The organism is Frigoribacterium sp. Leaf263, from assembly GCF_001422285.1.
In the GTDB taxonomy this organism is placed as follows: Bacteria; Actinomycetota; Actinomycetes; order Actinomycetales; family Microbacteriaceae; genus Frigoribacterium.
On sequence record NZ_LMMO01000008.1, the window covers coordinates 23,283 to 47,472 of the forward strand.

The 24,190-nt window shown below is 70.8% G+C and carries 22 protein-coding genes; 12 read left to right on the plus strand and 10 right to left on the minus strand.

Annotated features, from left to right (window positions below):
* The first annotated feature begins 200 nt into the window (after nucleotides 1-200).
* From ASF17_RS14625 to ASF17_RS14645, 5 genes are all read left to right on the plus strand, one after another.
* The gene (locus ASF17_RS14625; RefSeq protein WP_156357467.1) at nucleotides 201-2,555 is read left to right on the plus strand and encodes a hypothetical protein; all 2,355 of its coding nucleotides are present in this window, start codon (nucleotides 201-203) and stop codon (nucleotides 2,553-2,555) included.
* A gap of 101 nt (nucleotides 2,556-2,656) precedes the next feature.
* Nucleotides 2,657-3,088 (plus strand): DUF3060 domain-containing protein, encoded by a 432-nt coding sequence (locus tag ASF17_RS14630; protein ID WP_055801854.1) that lies wholly within the window; start codon nucleotides 2,657-2,659, stop codon nucleotides 3,086-3,088.
* 88 nt (nucleotides 3,089-3,176) lie between these two features.
* The gene (locus ASF17_RS14635; RefSeq protein WP_055801857.1) at nucleotides 3,177-4,286 is read left to right on the plus strand and encodes a hypothetical protein; all 1,110 of its coding nucleotides are present in this window, start codon (nucleotides 3,177-3,179) and stop codon (nucleotides 4,284-4,286) included.
* Between the two features lie 5 nt (nucleotides 4,287-4,291).
* Nucleotides 4,292-4,645, plus strand: a complete 354-nt coding sequence (locus tag ASF17_RS14640) for a hypothetical protein (protein ID WP_156357468.1) — start codon at nucleotides 4,292-4,294, stop codon at nucleotides 4,643-4,645.
* A complete protein-coding gene (locus ASF17_RS14645; RefSeq protein WP_055801863.1) occupies nucleotides 4,642-6,243 on the plus strand; it encodes a hypothetical protein in 1,602 nt (533 codons plus the stop codon). The genes ASF17_RS14640 and ASF17_RS14645 overlap by 4 nt, the downstream gene beginning before the upstream one ends.
* A 72-nt stretch (nucleotides 6,244-6,315) precedes the next feature.
* On the opposite strand, the gene ASF17_RS14650 is transcribed toward ASF17_RS14645, so the two are convergent.
* Together ASF17_RS14650 and ASF17_RS14655 are read right to left on the minus strand one after the other, a co-directional pair.
* On the minus strand, nucleotides 6,316-7,602 hold the full coding sequence (locus ASF17_RS14650) for an Nramp family divalent metal transporter (RefSeq protein ID WP_055801866.1): 1,287 nt from the start codon (nucleotides 7,600-7,602) through the stop codon (nucleotides 6,316-6,318).
* Nucleotides 7,603-7,754: 152 nt separating this feature from the next.
* Complete coding sequence (locus tag ASF17_RS14655; RefSeq protein ID WP_156357469.1) at nucleotides 7,755-8,486, minus strand: hypothetical protein; 732 nt, start codon at nucleotides 8,484-8,486, stop codon at nucleotides 7,755-7,757.
* A gap of 260 nt (nucleotides 8,487-8,746) precedes the next feature.
* On the opposite strand from ASF17_RS14655, the gene nadE reads away from it, so the two are divergent.
* The 3 genes from nadE (at nucleotide 8,747) to ASF17_RS14670 (ending at nucleotide 11,629) form a co-directional block, all read left to right on the plus strand.
* Nucleotides 8,747-9,571: an ammonia-dependent NAD(+) synthetase gene (gene nadE, locus ASF17_RS14660; RefSeq protein WP_055801874.1), complete on the plus strand. Its 825-nt coding sequence runs from the start codon at nucleotides 8,747-8,749 to the stop codon at nucleotides 9,569-9,571.
* Between the two features lie 73 nt (nucleotides 9,572-9,644).
* On the plus strand, nucleotides 9,645-10,493 hold the full coding sequence (locus ASF17_RS14665) for an alpha/beta fold hydrolase (protein WP_055801876.1): 849 nt from the start codon (nucleotides 9,645-9,647) through the stop codon (nucleotides 10,491-10,493).
* A gap of 239 nt (nucleotides 10,494-10,732) precedes the next feature.
* Nucleotides 10,733-11,629, plus strand: coding sequence for a hypothetical protein (locus tag ASF17_RS14670; RefSeq protein ID WP_156357470.1), 897 nt, complete (start codon nucleotides 10,733-10,735; stop codon nucleotides 11,627-11,629).
* A 9-nt stretch (nucleotides 11,630-11,638) separates the two neighbouring features.
* Here the strand turns inward: ASF17_RS14670 and ASF17_RS14675 are convergent, their stop codons facing one another.
* The 4 genes from ASF17_RS14675 to ASF17_RS14690 form a co-directional block, all read right to left on the minus strand.
* Nucleotides 11,639-12,208: a manganese efflux pump MntP gene (locus tag ASF17_RS14675; RefSeq protein ID WP_055801884.1), complete on the minus strand. Its 570-nt coding sequence runs from the start codon at nucleotides 12,206-12,208 to the stop codon at nucleotides 11,639-11,641.
* A 226-nt stretch (nucleotides 12,209-12,434) separates the two neighbouring features.
* Nucleotides 12,435-13,250, minus strand: a complete 816-nt coding sequence (locus ASF17_RS14680) for a hypothetical protein (RefSeq protein ID WP_156357471.1) — start codon at nucleotides 13,248-13,250, stop codon at nucleotides 12,435-12,437.
* Between the two features lie 60 nt (nucleotides 13,251-13,310).
* Nucleotides 13,311-13,970 (minus strand): GntR family transcriptional regulator, encoded by a 660-nt coding sequence (locus tag ASF17_RS14685; protein ID WP_055801890.1) that lies wholly within the window; start codon nucleotides 13,968-13,970, stop codon nucleotides 13,311-13,313.
* A 146-nt stretch (nucleotides 13,971-14,116) separates the two neighbouring features.
* Nucleotides 14,117-15,868, minus strand: a complete 1,752-nt coding sequence (locus ASF17_RS14690) for a glycerol-3-phosphate dehydrogenase/oxidase (protein ID WP_055801893.1) — start codon at nucleotides 15,866-15,868, stop codon at nucleotides 14,117-14,119.
* A 188-nt stretch (nucleotides 15,869-16,056) separates the two neighbouring features.
* Here ASF17_RS14690 and ASF17_RS14695 point away from each other — a divergent pair, with 188 nt between their 5' ends.
* From ASF17_RS14695 to ASF17_RS14710, 4 genes are all read left to right on the plus strand, one after another.
* Nucleotides 16,057-16,956, plus strand: coding sequence for a sugar-binding domain-containing protein (locus ASF17_RS14695; RefSeq protein ID WP_082475442.1), 900 nt, complete (start codon nucleotides 16,057-16,059; stop codon nucleotides 16,954-16,956).
* Between the two features lie 122 nt (nucleotides 16,957-17,078).
* A complete protein-coding gene (locus ASF17_RS14700) occupies nucleotides 17,079-17,657 on the plus strand; it encodes a type 1 glutamine amidotransferase domain-containing protein (protein WP_055801899.1) in 579 nt (192 codons plus the stop codon).
* Nucleotides 17,658-17,826: 169 nt separating this feature from the next.
* Nucleotides 17,827-18,426 carry a hypothetical protein gene (locus ASF17_RS14705; RefSeq protein WP_055801902.1) on the plus strand — a complete coding sequence of 200 codons (600 nt, stop codon included), beginning with the start codon at nucleotides 17,827-17,829 and terminating at the stop codon, nucleotides 18,424-18,426.
* A gap of 104 nt (nucleotides 18,427-18,530) precedes the next feature.
* Nucleotides 18,531-19,769: a GAF domain-containing protein gene (locus ASF17_RS14710; protein WP_156357472.1), complete on the plus strand. Its 1,239-nt coding sequence runs from the start codon at nucleotides 18,531-18,533 to the stop codon at nucleotides 19,767-19,769.
* 4 nt (nucleotides 19,770-19,773) lie between these two features.
* Here the strand turns inward: ASF17_RS14710 and ASF17_RS14715 are convergent, their stop codons facing one another.
* The 4 genes from ASF17_RS14715 to ASF17_RS14730 are packed head-to-tail and all read right to left on the minus strand — an operon-like array spanning nucleotide 19,774 to nucleotide 24,126.
* The gene (locus ASF17_RS14715; RefSeq protein WP_055801909.1) at nucleotides 19,774-20,121 is read right to left on the minus strand and encodes a LysR family transcriptional regulator; all 348 of its coding nucleotides are present in this window, start codon (nucleotides 20,119-20,121) and stop codon (nucleotides 19,774-19,776) included.
* A complete protein-coding gene (locus ASF17_RS14720; RefSeq protein WP_055801912.1) occupies nucleotides 20,118-20,954 on the minus strand; it encodes a hypothetical protein in 837 nt (278 codons plus the stop codon). The genes ASF17_RS14715 and ASF17_RS14720 overlap by 4 nt, the downstream gene beginning before the upstream one ends.
* A 23-nt stretch (nucleotides 20,955-20,977) precedes the next feature.
* Nucleotides 20,978-23,308 (minus strand): SDR family oxidoreductase, encoded by a 2,331-nt coding sequence (locus ASF17_RS14725; RefSeq protein ID WP_055801915.1) that lies wholly within the window; start codon nucleotides 23,306-23,308, stop codon nucleotides 20,978-20,980.
* Nucleotides 23,305-24,126: a hypothetical protein gene (locus ASF17_RS14730; protein ID WP_055801918.1), complete on the minus strand. Its 822-nt coding sequence runs from the start codon at nucleotides 24,124-24,126 to the stop codon at nucleotides 23,305-23,307. Before ASF17_RS14730 ends, ASF17_RS14725 begins: the two co-directional genes overlap by 4 nt.
* Nucleotides 24,127-24,190: the final 64 nt, after the last annotated feature.

Genomic DNA, 24,190 nt, shown 5'->3' on the forward strand with positions numbered 1-24,190 from the left:
AGGGGTGCCGGTGGGCCCACGAGGACGGTAGGGAGGCGCGGCGACGTCCCGGGTCCCGGCGGGCGTCTCCGAGGTGAACGGCAGACGTCGTGACGTCGCGCATCACGACCCGTAGCATTAGATATACGAAATCCTCTGGTAATATTTGACGCATCGTCATCGAGTCAGGTCGATCACGTCAGCAGGGGAGCCCAGAACGCATGAGAAGCAGAACCGTGATCCGTGTCGCGGCCGTGGCCGTCGCCACGGCGACCGTCCTCACCGGGATCGTCGACGTGTCGGCCGCAGCCGTCGCCGAGGGCGGCTCGCCGGTCGACCTCTCGGGTCGGACGCCCGTTGTCATCGCCTCCGAATCCACCCGCCTCGTCGGGCCTCTCGCGATCATCCAGACCGAGACGAGCGCCTTCGGTCTCCGAGCCGATGCCGACACGATGCGCACCGGCGGCGGCGGAGCCCTCGCCGAGGCGCAGGCCGAGGCCGACGACTGGTCGGTGCCGGCGGTCGGTGAGGTCGGCCCGGTTCATGGTGTCGGCGACAAGGCGGACCGCTGTCTGACCAAGGCCTCGCCCGGTGACGGCACCGTCACGATCTCGAGCTGCGACTCCTCGCCCCGGCAGGACTGGCAGTGGACCGACACGACGGAGAGACAGGGCTTCTCGACGGCGCTCTCGCCGTCGAGCGCGACGGCACGGGCGATCGCACCACGGGGTGCGGGCACCTACGTGCACGCCGTCGACGGTGGCACCTACAAGCGGCCGATGGCCCTCGACGGCGCGATGAGACCCGAACGGGAGATCACCGCGTCGGCCGACGTGGATGCGATCGAGCGCTCCGCGGTCGTCTCGGGGGTCGCCTCGACGGGGTCGACGGTGTCGATCGGCGACGAGTCGGTCGTCGTCGGCGACACCGGCGAGTACACGCTCACGCTGACGGGTCTCGAGGTGGGCGTGACCTCCGTCGTGGTCACCCAGACCCTGCCGAGCGGCGCGGTGCACGGCACGGCGACGCTCGATGTCGAGGTCCCCGCGGCCTCCGGCGAGTTCACCATCGTCGAGCTCCCGTCGACGGAGATCCCCCGGGGCCGTGACAGCACGGTGACGGCGCAGGTCGAGACGACCGCCGAGCTGACGACGATGGACTCCACGGTCACCCTCACGGCGCCGGCGGGCACGACGTTCGCCTCGGCCGATGATCGGGCGGTCGCCTACCTGCGGCCCGGCGACGACGACTGGCGAGAGTCGGCCTATCTGCGCCTGACCCGCGGCGCCCTGTCGAGCGACGCGACGTCCGTCACATACGACGCCGACACCCCGACCAGCGGCTTCCGTCTGCCCGCCGGGTCCCGCCTGCGGTTCGAGTCCGTCGTCCGCGTCCCCTTCGGCACCGCCGACCTCGGCGCCCTCGGCCTCGTCCACTCCGGCACGGCGAACAGCGGCGACTTCCACGTCTTCGGCCGGGCCGCTCTGACGTTCGTCGACCGCTACCGCGACGGCACCCTCGACGACCTCGTCGACGGCGACCGCTTCACCCCCGGCGAGGTCGAGTTCACCGGCACCGGGTTCCCCGGGGCGACCGTGACCATCGCGCCCGCCTCGGGGGCCCCCGTGTCGACCGAGGTCCGACCCGACGGCACCTGGCGTGCCGTGCGCTACCTGGGCAACGGCGCGTACACGCTGTCGGTGTCTCACACCTCCGGCGAGGGCGAGAACACGATCGGGCCGATCAGACTGTTCTCGAGCACGGTCGCCGAGGGCGACTTCACCCTGACGTCCCCCGTGGACGGCGATGGTCACGCGGCCCAGGGATGGGTGACCTTGTCGGGCACCGGGACGACCTGGTCGCGGGTGTCGATCGCCGACGACTCCGAGATCGCCCCGACGACCGCGACCGTTCAGTACGACGGTTCGTGGACGGCGCGACGCTGGGTCGGCACCGAGCCGACGTCGTTCACCGTGACGTCGTCGCGAGCGGACGTCGAGAACGGCTCCGCGACCGTCGCCTTCAACACGGGTGTCAGCGACCGGCCCTTCACGTTCGACAGCCACACCGACGGCGGGACCTTCACGCCCGGTCCGATCACCTTCTCGGGCACCGGCTCCACCGGCGACACGGTCACGCTGACCGCACCCGGCCTGGCCCCGCTGGAGGCGCGGGTCGACGTCGCCGGTCGGTGGTCGCTGCAGAGATGGCTGGGCAACGGGTCGATCGCCTTCACGGCGACCCACACGACGACGGGCGGGGAGTCGTCCCAGCAGCAGCTCCGGCTCTACTCCGACCAGGTGCCGCAGGGCGAGCTGGTCGTCTCGACCCCGGTCGACGGCACCGCCCATGAGCAGGCGGGCTGGGTGACCTTCACCGGCAGCGGCACGACCTGGTCCCGCGTCGCGATCGACGACGGCTCCGGTGCGGCCCCCTCCGGGGCGACCGTCCAGTACGACGGCTCGTGGACCGTCCGGCGATGGATCGAGGCCGGGCCCATCACGGTCACGGTGACCAGCGGTCGAGCCGACGTCGAGAACGGCCGCCACGAGATCCGCCTCGGGGCCGACCGGTGAGTGCTCGGGCGCCCTCCGCCGCGCCTCCTCGACATCCTCCTCGCTCCACCCCTCCTTCGGCGTGCCGCCCGGCCCGCCGCCGCACGACAGAACGGATCATCATGCGCCGCAAGCTCCTCATCACCTCCGCCGGCATCGGTCTCGCCCTGCTGACCCTCACCGGCTGCACCGGCGGCACGACCGAGGCCGAGAAGTCCACCCCGACCCCCGCCTCCTCGGAGTCCGCCTCGGCGTCGGCCACGGAGTTCCCGAAGCCGACCGGCGAGTGCATCGACGGCGTCGCGACCTTCGTCGACAACGACACCGAGTTCGCACTGCCCGACGGCTGCGAGACGGTCGACATCATCGGCGCCGGCAACACCATCACGCTCGGCCCCGTCACGAACCTGATCGTCGAGAGCGACGGCAACACCATCGACGTCGACTCCGTCGAGACGATCACCAACCTGTCGTTCGGCAACACGGTCACCCACGGCGGCGACGCCCCCGAGGTGCCCACCGGAGCCGACGACATCGAGGTCGGTTCCCGCTAAGGCTCTCCTCCGTCCGGTCGTCCGCAGACCGGCCCACTCCCCGCTCCGAGAACTCGGGGCCACTACAGAAGAAGGAACAACACACCACATGTCGAAGAAAAAGCTCTCTCAGCGCGCCGGCGCTGCGGCGCTCGCCACCGCGACCGTCGTCTCGGGACTCGCTTTCGGGCCCGGTGCCGTCGCGGCCCCCGCCTCCTCGGTCAGCGTGACCAGCCCCGCCAGCACCTCGGACGCCTCGGTCGGTGAGACGCGCCAGGCCACGACGAACGATTTCGGTTCGGTGTCGGCGCTCGAGGTCCCCTCGGTCGAGTTGAAGCGCGGTGAGGTGTCGGACGTCACGTTCGTCGTCCGCAACAGCGAGGCGAAGACCGGTTTCGCCCCGAGGGTCGTGCTGACCGCTCCGGAGGGGACGACGTTCCCCGAGCAGGCGACCGCCTCGGCTCGCTACCGTGCCGCCCCCGATGGGTTCTGGGGCACGGGTGCCGGTCTCGACCTGAGCAACGGCGTCGTGTCGGACGGCGGCAGGACTCTGACCTTCGACAACAGTGCGGCCCCGGTCAACATCAGCGCCGACCGCGACTACGAATACACCGTCAAGGTCCAGACCACGGCTGACGCCCTGGACGTCAGTGCGAACACCATGCGTTTCGTCTACTCGGGAACGTCGGCTCAGGGTGCCTTTGAAGCGACGGGCGGCGCCCCTGTTTCGATTCCCGGTGACTTCGGTTCGGTGTCGGCGCTCGAGGTGCCGTCGATCGAGTTGGTGCGCGGTGCCGTGACGGATGTGAAGTTCGTCGTCCGCAACACCCAGGCTCACACGATTTTCGCGCCGAAGGTCGTGCTGACCGCGCCGGAGGGGACCACATTCCCCGAGCAGGCGACGGCGACGTCGCGTTACCGCGATGCTCCTGATGGTGAGATCTGGGGTCGCTGGGACGAGAACGTCCTGCGCAACGGCGTCGTCTCGGACGACGGCAGGACCCTGACCTTCGACAACACCGGCCAGGGGATCTCGGTCGGTGCCAACCGTGACTACGAGTACACCGTCAAGGTCGAGACGGCCGCTGATGCGTTCGACGTGTCCGGCAACGAGATGGGCTTCGTGTTCTCGGGTGTCTCGGCTCAGGGCAACTCGGTTCCGTCACCGCGCTCGAGGTCCCGGCCACGGAGCTGGTTCGTGGTGAGACCTCCGATGTGAAGTTCATGGTCCGCAACACCCAGGCTCACACGAACTTCGCGCCGAAGGTCGTGCTGACCGCACCCGAGGGGACCACGTTCCCCGAGCAGGCGACCGCTGCGAGCCGGTACAAGATCCTGACCGAGAACGACTGGCGGGTCTGGGATGGCTACGACCTCAAGGGCGGTGTCGTCTCGAACGGCGGCAAGACCCTGACGTTCGACAACACCGACAGCCCCATCGGCGCCGCAGCGGACCGGGACATCGAGTACACCGTCAAGGTCGAGACGGCCGCTGATGCGTTCGACGTGTCCGGCAACGAGATGGGCTTCGTGTTCTCGGGTGTCTCGGCTCAGGGCAACTCGACTACTCGGACGTGACTCTCGACAACCTCGAGGATGGCGACACGTTCACCCCGGGTGATGTGACGTTCTCAGGGACCGGCACGCCCGGTGCCACCGTGACGGTCGCGCCGAGCACGGGCCTGGGTGTCTCGACGGAGGTCCGCCCGGACGGCACGTGGAGCGCCGTCCGATACCTCGGCAACGCCGCGTACACGATGTCGGTGACGCAGGTCGCGGCCTCTGGTGAGAACACGATCGGAAAGATCCGTCTGTTCTCGGATGCCGTCGCCGAGCAGGACTTCTCGGTCACGAGCCCGGCCGCGGGTGCGGGGCACGGTCAGCAGGGCTGGGTGACGTTCACCGGTGTGGGTACGACGTGGTCGACGGTGTCGATCAGCGACGGCTCGGACGTGCCCGCCACGACGGCGACCGTGCAGTACGACGGCACCTGGTCGGCGCGCCGGTGGGTGGGCACCGAGAAGACGACCTTCACGGTGACCTCGTCACGTGCCGACGTGCAGAACGGCTCGCAGACGATCGAGTACAACACCGGTGTCTCGGGTCAGGCGTTCAGCCTCGACAGTCACACCGACGGCGGCACCTTCACCCCCGGCAACGTCACGTTCCGCGGCAAGGGCTCGACCGGTGACAAGGTCACGTTCACGGCGCCGGGTCTGGCGCCCATCGAGGCGACGGTCAACGCCGCGGGTGAGTGGTCCGTCCCGCGGTGGCTGGGCAACGGGTTCATCACCTTCACCGTCACTCACACCCCGGTGACCGGTGACGAGTCGCAGCAGACCCTCCGTCTGTTCTCGGACCAGGTCCCCATGGGCGACCTGACCGTCACGAGTCCCATCGACGGCGCGGGCCACGAGCAGGCGGGCTGGGTGACCTTCACCGGCACCGGCACGACCTGGTCGAAGATCTCGATCAGCGATGGCACGTCCACCGCACCCTCGACCGCGACCGTGCAGTACGACGGCTCGTGGACGGTCAACCGGTGGGTCGGAACGAGCGCGACGACGTTCACGGTCACGAGCGAGCGCGCCGACATCGCGAACGGCAGCGAGACGATCGAGTTCAACGTGGGCGACGTCGTGGGCGACTTCACGATCGGCAGCCACACCGACGGCGGAACGTTCACCCCGGGCAACGTCGCGTTCACGGGAACGGGCACGACAGGTGACACGGTCACGATCACCGCGCCGGGTCTGGCGCCGCTCGAGACCGAGGTCGACAGCCGCGGCAAGTGGAGCATCCCGCGGTGGCTCGGCAACGGGTTCATCACCCTCACGGTGACCCACACCCCGACCACCGGTGACGAGACGAAGCAGACCCTGCGTCTGTTCTCGGACCAGGTGCCTCAGGGTGATCTGACCGTCACGTCGCCCCTCGACGGCGCGAGCCACACCGCGGCCGGCTACGTGACCTTCACGGGCACCGGCACGACCTGGTCGAAGGTCTCCGTCAGCGACGGCACGAACGCCGCGCCGTCGGTCGCGACCGTGCAGTACGACGGCTCCTGGACCGTGCGCCGCTGGGTCGGCACCGACCCCGTGACCTTCACGGTCACGAGCGAGCGCGCCGACATCGCCAACGGCAGCGAGACCATCCGCTTCAACACCGCGGACTAGTCGCATCAGAACACGGAGGAGGCGCGGGTCGACATGACCCGCGCCTCCTCGGCTTCTCCGCTCGTCGTGCGGTCAGGCGAACAACTTGCCGACCTCGGTCACGAGCTGCTGCACCCCCAGCACGACGAACAGCACGGCGCAGATCGTCATCATCGAGTTGCTCAGCCAGCGGCTGCGCCATTCGGCGGGCGTCCGAGACGAGTTCAGCAGCCACAGCAGCGTGATGGCGAGGAACGGCATGAAGAGCGCCCCGAGCACGCCGTAGAGCACGATGAGGCCGATGGGCCGGTCGAGGAACAGGATCGCCATCGGCGGCACCGTCAGCCAGATCACGAACGCCCGGTAGTACGTGCCGCCGATGCGGCGACGCGGATCGTCGGCGTCGAGACCGCGCAGGGCGCCCACGAAGTCGGCGAACATCAGCGAGACGCCGTTCCACACCCCGAGGATCGACGAGAACGACGTCGCGAAGAACCCGATCAGGAAGAACCACGTCATGAACGTGCCGTATCGCTCGCCGAGCACGGCCGCGAGCTGCACGAGTCCGCCCTCGCCGTCGGCCAGGGCGATGTCGGCCGAGTGCAGCAGCTCGGCGCCGACGACCAGCATCGAGAACACGAAGACGCCGCTGACCACGTACGCGACGCCGTTGTCGAGGCGCATGACGCGCATCCACCCCGGGCTGTTCCAGCCCTTCTCGCGCAGCCAGTAGCCGTACGCGGCGAGGGTGATCGTGCCGCCGACGCCGCCGGTGACGCTGAGGGCCACGACCAGGCCGTTCTCGGGGATGGTCGGCACGAGACCGACCAGGATGTCGCCGAGGTTGGGCAGGGTCACGATCGCCGACCCCACGACGGTGATGAACATCACACCGACGAAGAACGCGATGATCTTCTCGAAGAACGAGTACCGGCCGAACCAGACCATCACGCCGCCGAGCACCCCGGCTCCGATGGCGAAGACCTTCAGGTCGACCTCGGGGAACAGCGCCTGCAACGGCAGCGCGGACGAGCTCATGGCCGCGGCGCCGTAGACGAAGCCCCAGACGACGATGTACACGCCGAAGTAGACGCTCGTCCAGCGGCCGAGCGACCGCCAGCCCTCGAAGATCGTCCGCCCCGTCGCCAGCGACCACCGGCCGGCCCCCTCGACGAGCGCGATCTTGATGACCACGCCGATGACCACCGTCCAGGCCAGCGCGTAGCCGAAGCGCGACCCCGCGACCAGGGTGGCGACGAGGTCGCCCGCCCCGATCCCGGTGGCCGCGACGACGAGGCCGGGTCCGATGATGCGCCACCGCCTGGCGGAGACGGGGGTGGTCAGGTCGTCGGTGCGCGGGGCGTCCGGGCTGGCGGCCATGGGGTCCTCTCGGATCGTTCGTCGTCGAACGTCGAGCTCACGGGACCGGGCCTCGCTGCTCGACCTGGACGACACGCGTCGCGCGTCGTCGACCCCCAGTCAAGCGGGTGCGCGCATCTCGCGCCACCCGGACCGCGACGGCGCGGCGTGCCTCAGGAGGCGGCGGTCGCCACCGACAGGTCGACCAGGCGCGCGAAGGCGGCCGCGTCGAGGGCCTCGCGGTCGGTCGGCGCCAGCACCCACGACAGCGTCACGAGATCGCCCTGCGCGACCTGGCAGGCGTGACCGCGGCCGGGGGCCCCGCCGAACGAGGCGGCGTACGTGAAGCAGACCGCGTCGCCGTCCGTGGCGCCCGCCGAGCCCGCGAGGGTCTCGTCGAAGGGCGTCAGCGCGAAGGTGCTCTCGGTGCCGCTGACCCCCGCGGTCGTCGTCTCGGGGCAGCCCGCCAGCTCGTCGCGGAGCGCCGCCACGTACTCGTCGGCGTCGTCGCGCGACACGACGCCGGTCGTGAACTGCTGCCGGTCGCGCGTGAAGACGGCGGACGCCGAAGGCAGGGTCTCGGACTCGGTGAAGCTGCGGAAGTCCATGGCGCAGACGCCGAGGCCGTCGTCGATCCCGGACCCGGAGCTCGACTCGCGCTCCGAGGGTGCGGGCGAGCCGTCGGACGACGCGGCCTGCGCGAGCTCCCAGGCGCCGCCGTCGTCTCCGCTCGCGGTGGTGACGTCGCCGGGCTCCGGCAGGAGCCTCTCGAGCTCGGACGCCCCGGCGCTGCCCCGGGGTCCGTCGGGGCCCGCGGAGTCGGCGCAGCCCCCGAGCCCGACGCCGGCCACGATGATCGCGGCGAGCCCGAGCATCGTACGGAAGGAGGTGCGGGTCGACTGCACAGGTGCCTCTCGGTGGTCCGGCCACCGTTCTACCATGCGGCCCATGACAGGATCGTCCGCGAACCCGGACCCGATCGCACGGAGGCCCCCATGACCGAGCTCTTCTTCACCATCCTCATCGGCGCGATGACCGTCGCCGGACTCGGACTCGTCGCCGCGGCGTTCATCGCGCTGGGCCGGTCCAGCTGACCCGCGCCTCCTCGGCCGGTGCACCGGATCCCGGTCTGCCCATCTCCGGCGGCGATGGGTATCGTTCTGGCATGAGAGCACTCCAGGCCGAGATCATCGCCGAGCTGTCCGTCCGCCCCGTCATCGACCCGGCCGCCGAGGTCGAGACGCGCGTCGCGTTCCTGCGCGACTACCTCGAGAAGACCGGCGCCGCCGGCTTCGTGCTCGCCGTCAGCGGCGGCCAGGACAGCACGCTCGCCGGACGGCTCTGCCAGCTCGCGGTCGAGGGCGTCCGCGCCGACGGGGGCAGCGCCGAGCTCGTCACCGTCCGGATGCCCTACAAGGTGCAGGCCGACGAGGACGACGCCCAGCTCGCCCTGAGCTTCATCGCCGGGGCCGAGGGCGTGACGGTGAACATCCAGCACGGCGTCGACGGCATCGCACGTGACTACGCCGACGCCACCGGGGCGGCGCTCAGCGACTTCACGAAGGGCAACGTCAAGGCCCGCACCCGCATGGTGGCGCAGTACGCGCTGGCGGGCGAGCGCGGGCTGCTCGTGGTCGGCACCGATCACGCGGCCGAGGCGCTCACCGGGTTCTTCACCAAGTACGGCGACGGCGGGGTCGACCTCGTGCCGTTGACCGGCCTCAGCAAGCGACAGGGCAAGGCGCTGCTGGCGCACCTCGGGGCCCCTGCGCGCCTGTACGAGAAGGCGCCGACGGCCGACCTCCTCGACGAGACCCCCGGTCAGACCGACGAGGCCAACCTCGGGCTCACGTACGCCGACATCGACGCGTATCTCGAGGGCGGCGACGTGGCGGACGACGTGGCCGAGGTCATCGAGGCGCGGTATCTCGCCACCGAGCACAAGCGCCGGGTGCCGGCGTCGCCGTTCGACACCTGGTGGCGTCGCTGAGTCGCCTCGGCCCCGCCTCAGGATCGGGGTGTTGGGTCGAGACACGTCTCATCCGACCGACCGAAGGAATCCCATGCCCCTCCTCCCCGTCTCCGACCCGTCCGGCACCGACGTCGAGCTGTACTACGAAGAGGCGGGCACCGGGAAGCCCGTCGTCCTCATCCACGGCTGGCCGCTGAGCGGCCGCTCCTGGGAGGGGCAGGTGCCCGCGCTCGTCGAGGCGGGTCACCGGGTCATCACCTACGACCGCCGCGGATTCGGCAAGTCGTCTCAGCCGTGGAGCGGCTACGACTACGACACGTTCGCCTCCGACCTGAACACCCTCCTCGAGACCCTCGACCTCACCGACGTGACGCTCGTCGGCTTCTCCATGGGCGGCGGGGAGCTCGCGCGGTACGTGAGCCTCTACGGCCAGGACCGCATCTCGAAGCTCGTCTTCGCCAGCGCCGTGCCGCCCTACCTCTACAAGGCGTCCGACAACCCCGACGGCGGCGTGGACGACGACCTCGCAGCGTGGTTCCACGACGGCATCACGAGCGACCGCCCGAAGTTCCTCAAGCAGTTCCTGACCATGTTCTTCACGGCCGGCAGCCCGTCTCTGATCAACAAGCCCAAGGTCAGCGACGAGCAGCTCGCCTACAACCTGGCCATCGCCGAGAGCGCATCGCCGAAGGGCACCCTCGACTGCACCGTGGCCTTCGCCACGACCGACTTCCGCGACGACCTCACGAAGATCACCGTTCCGACCCTCGTCATCCACGGCGACTCGGACGCGATCGTCCCCTTCGAGGTCAGCGGCAAGCGGACCCACGAGGCCATCGCGGGCAGCGAGCTCGTCGTCATCGAGGGCGCACCCCACGGCCTCACCGTGTCGCACCGCGACGAGTGGAACGAGCACGTGCTCGCGTTCCTCGCGAAGTAGGCCCTCCTCGGGCACCCGGCCCGCACCTCCTCGTCGTCTCGTCGGCAGGGGTGCGGGCCGTCCGTCGTCCGGGAGTCGCCGAGGGGCGCCGTCCGCGTCCGGTCCGAGAGCACCCGTCGGTGGTTTGACGTCTTTTGCCTGGTTTCAGCGGAGATCCGGGCGTCGGGACGGTGGCGTGGCTCGCGACAATTGGACAATCTCTATGCATGACATCTGAAATGTTTCCGACCCTGTATCGAGTGAGCGAGATGGAGCCTCGCGAGGCCGCTGCCCTCAGGAAGCATGTCGGCGCAGGGGGCTACCGTCCCGTCCACCCGGGCGTCTACGTGACCCACGGCGAGTGGACCCGTCTGACGCCGCGTCGACGACACGTCGTCAAGGCGCTGGCGGCCATGCCCCGGCTCGGCGCACGACTGGTCGCGAGTCACGAGACGGCCGCGGCCCTCCACCGGTGTCCGGGCCTGCGGGGCTGGCCGCCGCGCGTGCACGTGACCGATCCGGCGCGGATCCGCGCGCAGGCCACCGCGCACGTCGTCAAGCACGCCCAGACGCTCGATCCGCTCGACACGTGGCTGGTGTCGGGCGTCCCGGTGACGTCGCCGACCCGGACCGCGGCGGATCTGGCGCTCTCGCAGCAGCATGCCGAGACCGTGGTCGTCCTCGACGATCTCCTCCGGCGTGATCTCGTGGCCGTCGCCGATGTGGAGGCCCTGATCAGGGCTCGGCCCCGGGCGCGGTCGCGGGTGGCCGCGCTGACCGCGCTCGCCTTCGCCTCTCCGCTCGCCGACTCGCCCGGCGAGAGTCTGGCCCGGGTGGTCCTCGCGCGCATCGGAGCGCCGAAGCCCGTCCTCCAGCACCGGTTCCACTCCGACGGCAGCTTCGATCCCCGGGTCGACTTCTGGTTCGCGGAGCACGGCGTCGTGCTCGAGTTCGACGGGGCGGCGCGCTTCACACGGAGTCGGCACGTCGGACCCCGGACGCCCGAGCAGGTCGCCGTCGACGAGCGGCTGCGTGAGGACGCCATCCGGGCGCATCCCGACGTGGCCGGCTTCGTGCGCTGCGTCTGGTCCGATCTCCGCGAGCCCGCACGACTGCGGGCCGTGCTCGCGTCGGCCGGGGTGCCGTGCCGACGATGAGCGGGCGGATCAGCCGAGGACGCCCAGATGGTCGAGCAGGATGTTCAGGCCGATCAGGATGAGGATAACCCCGCCGGCGATCTCGGCGGGCCGCCCGAAGCGGGAACCGACGCGACGCCCGATGACGACTCCGACGAAGGCCACGATCGTGGTCGTCACCCCGATGAGGGCGACCGCGCCGCCGATCGACACCGGCAGGAAGGCCAGCGTGACGCCCACGGCGAGAGCGTCGATGCTGGTCGCGACGGCGAGCACCATCAGCTCGCGGAGCCGCAGGCGGTCGGTGTCCTCGTCATCGTCGGCCTTCTTCGAGAACGCCTCGTAGAGCATCTTCCCGCCGATCAGTCCGAGCAGCCCGAACGCGACCCAGTGGTCGACGTCGCGGATGGACGACGAGAACGCCGACCCGAGCAGCCAGCCGACGAGCGGCATCGCCGCCTGGAAGGCTCCGAAGGTCACGGCGATGACGACCGCGTCGCGCAGCGAGAAGCGCCGCATGTGCAGCCCCTTGCCGAGCGCCACGGCGAAGGCGTCGGCGGAGACGCCGACGGCGATCAGGAGGAGGGTCCAGAACGACATGGAGGCACGACCTTTCAGCGGGCGCACGCGGACGTGCTCGCGCAGCCGGGCGCGATGGAGACGAGGAGGCGCGGCTGCGGTGCCGACGGACGTCCTGATCCTGCCATGCCCCGAGAGCCCTCAGAGGCGAGAAAGCCCTGATCAGAGAAGTTCGGCGGCTCGAATTCCGGACTTCAGGCAGGGGTGGGGCGGATCGCGTCGCGACGAACCGGCCTGCCGTGGCCCGTCAGTCGGTGCCGTCGATGCCGCCGAGCCGCTCGAGCACGCCCGTGAGGATCGTGCCCGCCGGGTCGGGCAGCACGTGGTGGTTCAGGTAGATGCCCTCGAGCCACGACAGGACCTCTTCCGCCGGCCAGCCGACGGCCTCCCAGTCGACGCCCGGCAGCGCCCGGGTGACGGGCTGCTCGGTGCCGGGCCGCAACCAGGCCTCGGCGATGGCGCGATCGGGCTCGGTGCCGGGGTCTGCGGTCCAGAGGAGGGCGATGGGGTGCTCGCGGTCGTCGTCGGCGGAGTCGTCGCGCGCGCCGCGGGGTGATTCCTCGACGTGGTCGTGCTCGACGTGGCCCGCGCCGAGCCAGGGGAGGGTCAGCAGCTCGCCCTCGATGTCGACCTCGATCAGGTCGAGCTTCGTGGGCTCCTCGATCTCGCAGACCCAGAGGTCGAAGCCGGCGTCATGCCAGGCGGCCGCGTCGTCGACGTCGTCGAGCACGGCGGGCAGCAGTCGGTGGAAGTCGGTCAGCAGCTGACTCGACCACGCGACCAGGGCGCGCGTGTCGGCGGTGTTCCAGGGGCTGACGTCGGTGTCGTCGCCCGAGACGTCGTGATAGTGGAAGGCGATGCCCGTGCCGTCGGACTCGAGATGGATCTGCCCGGTGCCGAACCCGACGTAGAGGGTGCTCTGCCCCGTCTCGTCGTCGAACTCGCCGTACAGGTTCGGCTTGCCGAGCGTGGTGGGCACCGGGAGGGCGGCAGCGGGCCGCGGGCCCAGGGCGAAGACGGCCCGGAACCGGGTCGTCGGGAGCCGGAGGCTCATGTCTGTCACGGCGGTGGTGTCCAATCGGTCGGGACAAGAGTAGTCGGCGCGGTGGACGCCCCGGACCGGTCAGCGGACGGGTCTCGCCCCGGGCAGTTCGTGCAGCGCCTCCGCCGCGAGCTCGGCCGTGATCGGGTCGCGGTCGATGGTGGCCTGACGGAGGAGCCGGAACGACTCGGGCATGTCGGACCACTGCAGCACCTCGACGATGTTCGGCACGCGGAGCTTGTAGGCGAGGCCGTCGGTGACGTCGCGGCAGACCCGCTGGAGCGCGCTGTTGCCGCACTGCTCGACGTACAGGGCGAAGAGTGCCACGGCGTGGGCGTTGAGGGCGGGGCCGTCCTCGCGTTCGAGATCGACGAGGCAGCCGTCGATGGCGGTCGTGATCTGCTTCAGCACCGAAGCCGAGAGTCGGGGGACCGCGAGGCGGACGGCGCCGCCGTAGAGCACGCCGAGGGTCTGGACCGCCTCGACCGCCTCGTCGGCGTTCGGCGTGGCCACCCGCGTGTAGCGGTTGGGGGCCATCTCGACCAGGCCCGCCCGGACCAGGTCGCCGAGGGCCTCGCGGATCGGGGTGCGCGAGACCTGGAGCCAGGTGATGAGCTCGTCGTCGTGCAGGCGTTCGCCGGGCTCGAGCGTGCCGTCGATGATGGCGTCGCGGATGCGCGCCCGGACCGTGTCGCGCAGCAGCTGCCGCTCGGCTGCCGGGGGCGAACTGGGGATCGGCATGCGGGCTCCATTCATCACAGGTGTGTGGGAACGACTCTAACCGAGTCCTCCGACGCCCGGACGCACGAGACCCACCCGCCGCGAGTTCGCGGAGGGTGGGTCTCGGGGGCGCGTCGGACCGGTTCAGGGGACCCGACGCGCGGGGGTCACGAGGCGGCCGGGGTGCCGGTCGAGCTCGGGACGTGCTGCGAGGGGACCTCGACGCCGTGCGACGTCCGCAGCACCTCGAGGGTCGCCTCGATCTCGGACTCGTGACGGTCGGCGTCCCAGCCCAGGGCCTCGCCGAGGACGTCGGCGATCTCCGAGAGGAGCTCGATGGTCACCCCGCCGACGAAGGCGAGGTTGGTCCGCCGCAGGACGACGTCCGACAGGTGCACCGCGTCCTCGTGCTCGGCGAAGTACGCGATCTCGGCGCGCGTCAGCTCCGGGTGACTGGCCAGGGGCTCCGACGGCTGGTCGAGCAGCACGTCGATCACCGAGGAGGCGCGGGTGCCGTAGCGGGTCAGCAGCCGGTCGACCTGCGCCTTGTCCAGGCCGTCGGCGTGCGCCGCGACCCAGGTGGTGCGAGCGGCGTCGGTGGCGGGGAAGTCCTTGCCACCGCCGATCGCCATGCCCGTCGTGTCGACCGTCCGCGTGACGCCGAGCCGCGTGGTGGCCTCGGTCGACAGGTGCGCCGACAGGGCCCGGAACGTGGTCCACTTGCCGCCCACGAGGCTGAGCACCGTCGACGACGGCAGGCCGGCGATGGGCGTCTCGACGATGCGGTAGTCCCGGGAGACGAACCCGGGCGCGGTGTCCTCGTGCCGCGGCAGCGGGCGGATGCCCGAGTAGCGGTAGACGATGTGGTCGCGCGTCACGTCGATCTGCGGGAACACGTGCTTGACGAGGTCGAAGAAGTAGTCGACCTCCTCCTCGGTGCAGACGGCCGGCTGCGACGGGTCGGCGTCGATGTCGGTCGTGCCGATCAGGACGCGGCCCTTGAGCGGGTAGATGAGCACGATGCGGCCGTCGTCGTTCTCGAAGAAGATCTCGCGACCGCGGGTCGCCTCGAGCAGCTCGGCGTTGTCGACGACGATGTGCGAGCCCTTGGTGCCGCCCATGTACGCGGACTCCCCGCCGAACGCGGCGTTGGTGAGGTCGGTCCAGGGGCCGGAGGCGTTGATGACGACGTCGGCCGTCACGACGAACTCGGCGCCGCTCACGACGTCGCGCAGCAGCAAGCCGCCGTCTCGCGAGCCGATCGCCTCGACGTAGTTCGCGCTGCGGGCGTGCTCGCCGGCGGCGAGTCCGTCCTTCAGCACGTCGAGCGCGAGACGCTCGGGCTCGTGCACCGAGGCGTCGTAGTAGGTGCCGGTGTACTTGACGTCCTTGTTCAGGGCGGGCATGTCGTTCAGCGCGGCCTTGCCCGTGCGGAACTGGTGGCGGGGGACCGAGCCGCCGTCGCGCGAGAACGAGTCGTACAGGGTCATGCCGACCTTGATGAGGAGCGCACCGCGCTCCTTCGTCGAGCGCTGCTTGTGGGTCAGCATGCGCAGGGGCGCGTTGAGGATGCCCGAGAACGTCGAGAAGATCGGCATCGTCGTCTGCAGCGGCTTGACGTAGTGCGGCGCGATCCTGAGGAGGCCGTTGCGCTCCTCGACGCTCTCGCGGACGAGGCGGAACTCGCCGTTCTCGAGGTAGCGGATGCCGCCGTGGATCATGTGCGACGAGGCGGCCGACGCGCCGGAGGCGTAGTCGTTGCGCTCCACCAGCACGACGTCCACGCCCTGGAGCGCCAGGTCCCGGAACGTCGCGATGCCGTTGATGCCGCCGCCGACGACGAGGACCTTGGCCGTGGGGCGGTCCATGATGCGGGCGACGTTGGGTCGTGCGGGTTCAGTCTTCTTTGACGCAGTCACTGGGAGCTTCTTTCGCGTTGCGTGTGTCCGACGATGTCGGCCGGCAGCTCTCGCCGGTATCGTCTATCGTCGACCCATGTTCCCAAGGGTGCAACGTAACTGCACAAACGTGCACGGAGGCCGTCGTGACCGATCTGCTCTCAGCCGACAAGACCCAGGACGCCCTGCGCGCCGCCCACCTCTATTACATGCAGGACCTCACGATGGAGGCGATCGCCCACGAGCTGGGGACGTCCCGCTCGTCCGTCTCGCGCCTCCTGAAGTCCGCTCGCGACACCGGACTCGTCGACATCCAGATCAAGTCGCCGCTCGATCAGGCCACCGTGGTGGGCGAGGCCCTGCGGCACCGCTTCGGCGTCGTGGCGCACATCGTGCCCGTGCCCGACCAGGCCAGCGACGTCGACCGCCTCGATCGCGTCGCCCTCTCCGCTGCACGGACGCTCACGCCGTACGTCGACTCGAACATGGTCATCGGCGTCGCCTGGGGCTCGACGCTCAGCGCCGTCAGCCGGTGCCTCGTGCCCAAGGCGACCCACAACTCGATCGTCGTCCAGCTGAACGGCGCCGCGAACACCCGCACGTCGGGCATCGAGTACGCCAGCGAGATCCTGCGACGCTTCGGCCACGCGTACGGCGCCGTCATCCAGCAGTTCCCGGTGCCGGCGTTCTTCGACGACCCGGCCACGAAGCGCGCCCTGTGGCGCGAACGCAGCACCCGGCGCGTGCTCGAGCTCCACGAGCGCATGGACCTCGTCGTCTTCGGCGTCGGCGCCCGCGGCGCGCTCGTGCCCAGCCACGTCTACTCGGGCGCGTACCTGGAGCAGAGCGATCAGGCGAGCCTCGAGCGCGACCGCGTGGTGGGCGACGTCGCGACGGTGTTCTTCCGCGAGGACGGCTCGTCGGTGGACATCGCGCTCAACGCGCGCGGGAGCGGACCGGACCTCGCCACCATCCGCCGGGTGCCCCGTCGCGTCTGCGTCGTGGCCGGCACGGCCAAGGTCGCGGCCGTCCGCGGCACGTTGGCCGCGGGCCTCGTCACCGACCTGATCATCGACGAGGGCACCGCGCGCGCCCTGCTCGCCAGCTGACGGGACCCGGGAGGCGCGGGTCGACCCCGGGGGACAGCCCGCGGAGGGCGGACCCAGCCTCGGGGCGTAGACGGGACGGGTAGTCGACCGGCCCGTCCCGACGGGCCAGAAGGAGGGTCCTCATGGCCAGCACCGATCTCACCGGACGTCGCGTCCTCGCTATCGTCACGAACTACGGCGTCGAGCAGGACGAGCTCGTCGTCCCGACCCGCGCGTTGCGCGACGCGGGCGCGACCGTCGTCGTCGCCGCGCAGTCGACCGCCCCCGTCGAGACGCTCGTCGGCGACAAGGACCCGGGCGAGTCCGTCCTCCCCGACACCACCATCGAGGAGGTCGACGCCTCGGAGTTCGACCTCCTGCTCGTCCCCGGCGGCACGATCAACGCCGACACCCTCCGCCAGGACGCCGGCGCCGTCTCGATCGCGTCCGCGTTCGCGAGCAGCGGCCGCCCCATCGCGGCGATCTGCCATGGGCCCTGGCTGCTCGTCGAGGCCGACCTCGTCAAGGGTAAGGAGCTCACCTCGTTCGCCTCGTTGACCACCGACATCCGCAACGCCGGAGGGTCCTGGACCGACCGCTCGGTCGTGACCGACGTCGAGGAGGGCTTCACCCTCGTCACGTCGCGGACCCCCGATGATCTCGACGACTTCGTCCGCGAGACGACCACGGCCGCCGCGTCGCAGGAGCCCGCCGCGTCCTGAGGGCCCGTGGCGAGGGCGCGAGGGCGACCTGCGCCTCCCGCATCGCGACCCGCAGCCTCCCGTCCCGCGCCGATTCGTCGGCCCCGGGACGGGAGGTCTTTAATGTGAGGACGCCGTCTGCGATCGACGCGGCACGAAGCCAGGCACCGCCACGAGAGGGAGTCCCGCGATGATGTGGGGGAAGAAGCGCAGCGACACGCCGACGCCGACGCCGGCGCCGGTCGATCCCGCCGCCCTCGAGAGGGCCGTCGTCGAGGCGCTCCTCATCGCCCGGGCCGCCGCCGTCGTCACGGTCGCCAATCGCATCGTCGTGCACGCCCTGCGCGACAACGAGGTCTTCGACCACGACGAGACGGCCGCGGCCGTCCGGCGCACCCTGCACCGCCTCGCCGAAGAGCAGCGGGCGCAGAACACGCGGATCGCCGGCGAGCGGGCGAAGGCCCTCCGAGCCCGCGGTCGATCCCGTCACCAGCACGACTACCGGCCGGGGGACGACGACACCCTCTGGTTCCGCGAGAACGCCTACGTCACCGTCGCCGACCGTCTCGACGCCCTGCGGGATGACCCGGACCACGTCGACGGCATCGTCGCGGCGGCGGTCGAGCGGGCCTGGGGAGACGTCGGCTCGGCCGTCGTCACCCGCGTCCGTGCGAGACAGGTCGTCGTGGACGACGACTACCGCGACGACAAGCAGTCCCGGCTGGCAGGCCTCGGCGACGACCTCGCCGCCCTCGCCGCGCGATCGACCACGCCCCCGACGGGGGGTTGAGGCCGCCCCCGCGACGGCGGATAGTTGGTCGTTCAGACGACGAGGGAGACCGCCTCGTCGCGCCGAGACCGCCCTGGGCGCCCTGGGGATCGGGAGATCAGACCATGACCAGCATCAGGCAGCGGGTGCTCCGCGCCTTCCTCAGGAGTCGGTACAGGGTCGTCGACGACCTCAGGATGCGGCCCCGCCCCGACGACGACCCGCACGTCCACGCCCCCGGCGTCGACCCCGACCGCGTGCTGGTCTTCGGCAACGGCCCCGCCGTGGGCTGGGGCGTCCGATGCCACGACCTCGCGATCCCCGGGCATCTCGCCCGGCGGCTCTCGACGCTGACCGGCCGCGGCGCCGACGTGGACGTCGTCGCCGACCCGGACATGACCATCGAGCACGCCGCCGACCACCTCCCCGACCGGGAGCTCTGCGGCTACGACGTGGTGGTCGTCGTCGTGGGCATGAGCGACGCCCTCACCCTGCTGCCGGCGCACAAGTGGCGTCGATCGCTCTCTCACCTGCTCGACGCCGTCGAGCAGGTGACGAGCCCCACGGCGAGCATCATCGTCGCCGGGATCCAGCCGCCGAGCAGCGTGTCCGGTTTCGGCGCCGTGCCCGGGGGCCTCGTGGATCGGCACGCCGCGCTTCTCAACGAGACGACCCGTGCGCTCTGCGCGACCCGGCCGACCACGCACGTCATGCCGGCGCCCGCGATGCCGGACGCCACCGACGCTCTCTCCCGCGACGCGGGGCGGTACCAGGCCTGGGGCTCCGCGCTCGCCGAGGTCGCGGCACCGCTCGTCGACTCGGCGCTGGCCGACGGGCGGAGCGCCCGCGCCTCCCGGCACGCGCCGCAGAGCGACGAGCGGCGGGTGGAGGCCATCCGCGCGCTGGGTCTGCTCGACAGCCCGGCCGAGAAGAGGTTCGACGACATCGTCGACCGGGCGAGGATCCTCCTCGGCACGCAGGGCGCGTCGTTCTCTCTGATCACCGACGATCGGCACTGGAACAAGGCCGTCTCGGGATCGTCGCGGATCGAGCTGCCCCTGGCCGACTCGTTCTGCGCCCACACGATCCGCAGCGGCAGGCCCCTGGTCGTGCCGGACGCCTGGCGCGACGACCGCTTCGTCTCGCATCCGGCGATCCGCTTCTACGCCGGGCACCCCATCGAGACGGACGACGGGGTGCGCATCGGCGCCCTCTGCGTCGTCGACGCCGAGCCCCGGGGCTCCGAGGGCGTCGATCTGGTGCTGCTGCGCGAGCTGGCCCTCGCCGTGCAGCGCGAGCTGAGGATCCGTCCGGGCGACGACTCCGACGCGTCGGACGCGGCCGGACGACTCGCGGCCCGCTAGCGCCTCAGCGCCCCTGACGCTTCTTGAAGGGCTTGGGCTGGCCCTTGACCGCCGGGGTGCGACCCTTGCCCTTGCTCGCCTTGGCCTTGCCGCCCGCCGGGGGTGCAGGAGGCGCGGGTGGCGTCGACGGGCTCGCCAGCTCGGCCTCGGCCACCTCGATCGCCGCCCGCCCGGCCTTGGTCAGGCGGTAGGGCGCCGCGTCGCGATCGAACAGCCGCTGCCCGAACTCGAGCTCGAGCGCCTCGATCGACGATTCGAGCTTCTGACGCGAGATGCCGAGCTTGTCGGCGGCCACGGGGAAGTGCAGGACCTCGGCCGCGACGAGGAAGTGCCTCAGATGACTCGTCTTCACGCGGTGGCGACCGACCCGTTCGCCGACGGCGCGGCGCCGTCGGCGCGCACGCCCAGGCCGTCGAGCGCCTTCTGGAAGATGGTCAGCCCGCTCATCCCCGGGAGGTTCGAGATGTTCTGGTCGAGCTTCGCGGCGGCCTTGCGACCGTCGACGCCGCTCATCAGCTGACCGAAGACGAACCTCACGTCGTCGAGCTCCATGATGGACGACCCGACCGGGGCCCACACCTTCGAGAGCAGGAAGCGCGTGAGCTTCTGCGCCTTCTTGCTCTTCATCAGGCGCTCTCGGGCCTGCGACACGTAGAAGGCCACGTGCCGCGCCTCCTGCTTGGCGATGCGTCGCAGCAGCTCGGCGAGCACCGGGTCCTGCTCGAGCTCGGCCATGCGCTTGTAGGCGGCGACGGCGGAGTACTCGTTGGCAGCGCCCCACGACATGTGGACGGCCACGAAGTCGGAGCCGACGAACTTGCCGAGCAGACCCTGCTTGACGGGGTCGAGGCGGTCGCGCCAGCCGAGCTTCAGGCGGTTCGCCCGCAGCTGGTCGTAGTCGACCTTGATGTCGTGCACCTCGAGGATGGCGGCGAGGGCCTCGCCGTGCCAGAACTCCTCGCGGTTCCACATCGTCATGAAGGTCGACACGTCGTCCTCTTTGTGCGAGGGCGTCGTCAGCAGGTCCCGGGTGTAGCAGACCGTGTGGTACTCGACGTCGGCCATGTACCGCAGGGTGCGCAGCGAATCGGCCGACAGGGGGTTCTTCTTGAAGTGGTCGAGGTCGAGGTCGTCCCACGTGATCCGCTCGCTGGTCGCGGCGAACTTGTCGATGTCGAATGCCATGCCGTGTTCAGGAGGCGCGGGCGTCAGGCCCTGCCTCCGTCTCCTTTCGCTGTGATGCCGCCACGAGTCCAGTCGCGGATGCTCCATCTTCTTCGGAGCGCTTCGCGTGCGAGATTGGCGTCGGGGTTCACGGCTGACGGGTTGCCGAGGAGCTCGAGCCAGACGAGGTCGGCGTGGGAGTCACCGTATCCGTACGAACCTGCGAGATCGACCCCCCGTTCGGTCGCGTACTGCGTGAGCCAGGCGGCTCGCGCCTCGTCGACGAGCGGGGGCTGCGCGAGGTACCCGGTGTACACGCCGTCACGCGAGTGCATGGTGCTCGCGACGACCTCGTCGAAGAGCGACGCGAGCGGGGCGGCGAGCGTGCCGATCGACCCGGTCACCAGCACGGTGCGGTGACCGGCGGCCCGGTGCTCGGCGATCCGCGCGAGGGCGTCGGGCAGGGTGTGCCGTCGCACCGTCTCCGCGTAGCCGCTCGACGAGACGACGTTCTGCAGCCGCGAGACGGGCATGCCGCTGTAGCGCCGCAGGAACGATCGGATGAACTCGCCGCGGTCACGGGCGTCGGCCCGCAGATAGGCCGGCAGGCCGGTCAGCAGACTCGCGACCTCGCCGGGCCACGCCGCCTTGCGGAACCCGTTCGAGCGGACCCACAGGTACTGCTCGACGATGTTCGAGTCGAGCACGGTCCCCTCGAGGTCGAAGACGGCGACGACGTCGTCGCGCCGGGGCAGCGCCTTGGTGTCGGCGACCGCGCCGGCGGCCGCCGGGCGCACCGAGAACGCGCGCGTCATCGCCGTGATCGACGGGAAGTGGACGGTCTGGAAGTAGTCCTCCCAGTCGATGTCGGTCACGTCGAAGCCGATGCCGGCCGGCGATCCCGCCGGCAGGCCGGCGTGGAGGGCGCGGGTGCGACGGTCGTCGAAGATGATCTCGGACTGCACGTAGTGCCGGTAGAGGTCGGTCAGGCTCTGCAGCGACTCGAGATCGCCGCGGCGGGTCTGCACGGCCGTCAGCGCGCTGCGGGTGCGCGCGTTCGACGGCAGGCGCGTGAGCACCCTCTCGCGCAGGTCGTTCGTGCGCTGCTTCATGCGGATGGCGCCCTCGACCTTGCGCACCCCCGGGAAGTTCCAGGTCGGCACCGGGATCGACGTGTGCTCGTCGCGCGGCAGGGGGTTCGCGGTGAAGAACGTGTTGAGGTTCTCGAACATCCGCAGGATCGGGAACGGGTTGCTGTTGCCCGACGCCACATGGAAGTACTGCGCGTCGCCGGCGGGCTCCGAGCCGGACCCGGCGGACTCCGAGGAGGCGCGGGTCGGGTTCGCCGCGACCGCCAGGATGACGTTCACCACGAAGTCGACCGGCACGACGTCGAGCACGCTGTCGGGAACCCCGGGGAACTCGGGCAGCAGACCCCTGGCGTACGACATGATCAGCGGGTCGGCGACCTTGAAGCCGTCGATCCACCCCGGGAAGGGATGGCGCAGGGCGCTCTCGACGATGGCCGGGCGCACGACCGAGAGGCGGTGGCCCTTCGCGGCCCAGAGCTCCTCGGCGGCGCGCTCGGCGAAGGCCTTCGTCAGCGTGTAGACGTCCGTCCAGCCGAGGGTCTCGGCTCGGGTGCGCCCGTAGTCGACGAGACGGGCGGCGACCCAGGCGACCCGCGCCTCCTCGGCTGCGGTCGAGACGGCCTGCGGGCCGGTCTTGCCGTGACCCGTCCGACCCTCGGCCAGGAACCGGCGGAGGGTCTCGGGTTGACGCGACGCGGCCTCGACCCGCGCGCGGGCGTCGCGCGCCGCGGCGTACTCGGCACGCCAGTCGACCTCGTGCGTGAGCGCCGACTCGGGGAAGACGCCCTTGCGGATGCCGCCGACGTAGGCCGTCGAGACGTGCACGACGTGCGGGTCGCCGCCGGCCCGGCCGAGGGCCTCGTACAGACCGACGGCGCCGCCGACGTTGGTGTCGAACGCCTGGTCGATCGGCGGATCGAACGACACCGTCGAGGCGCTGTGGATGACCACGTCGAGGTCGGCGGGCAGATCGGGCAGCGATCCGAGCCCGCTCTCGACGACCCGGAGGCGCTCGGTCAGCGCCCGCTCGACCTCGGCCGGTCCGACGCGGTCGCGCCACGTGGCGAACACCGGCTTCTTGAGCAGGTGCCGCAGGCGACCGAGGGCCGGGGTGCCCGCCTTGGGGCGGATGAGCAGCGTCACGGTCGTGTCGGGGTGCGTCGACAGGAGACGCTCGAGGATGGCCTGTCCGACGAAGCCCGTGCCGCCCGTGAGCAGCACGTGCGACGAACCGAGGCTCGTCTCGGTCGAGCCGGGAGCGGACGAGGGCAGGGCGGTGGTCATGCGGTGAGCTTTCGTGTGACGGCGGATCCGATCGAGGGGTCGAGCCCCGGGAGCCCGGCGACGCGGTCGCCGACGGCGTCGGCCCGCACGTGACCTGCGGCCCCGCCGTAGACGATCGTGTCGAAGAACGTGCGCTCGGCGTCGGCGCGCTCGACGGCGCCGATCGGCCAGACGGCGGTGGCGAGGGAGGCGCGGGTCTGCTTGACCGCGCGGGGCGAGTCGTCGAGGCGCCAGCGCGACTCGATGTCGAAGAAGCGCTCGTGACGCGACTTGACGGTCCGGATGCGGGCGACGACGGCCGACAGGGCCGGGTCGGCGGCGCGCTCGACGAGGACTTCGTAGGCGTCGCCCAGGACCCACTCGTCGACGAGACCCGTGGTCATGTGCACCGCGACGATCGGAACGCCCTTGCCCATGGCCTCGATCGCCCGGGTGATCGGGCCCCGGCGCTCGACGGCGTCGGAGGCGCTGTGCCGCCGGGGGCCCTCGTCGACCTCCTTCAGGCGGGGGAGCCCGTGCGCCTGGAGCACGGCGTCGATCGCGTCGGCGATCCAGAACTTCTCGAAGGCCCATGTGACGAGGAACGCCGTCACCCGGGCGTCCTTGTGCGTCGCGGTCACGAGCAGGTTGCGCAGGTGCTCCATCGTGGCGCTCTCGAGGCGGCCGAGATGACGCAGGAGGCGCAGTGAGTCGTCGTCGAGGGGCGTCGTCGCGAAGGAGTCGAGCTCCAGCTCGTCGCGGAACGCGCCCTGCGCCGTGAGGGTGAACTCGCGGATGTCGAAGTCGGTGGAGTCGTAGGGGTCACTGCGGGTGCTCAAGACCTGCGATCCTCTCGTGACGCTCTCGTGTGGTGGTTCGGGCACGATGCACGCTGCGAGCCCT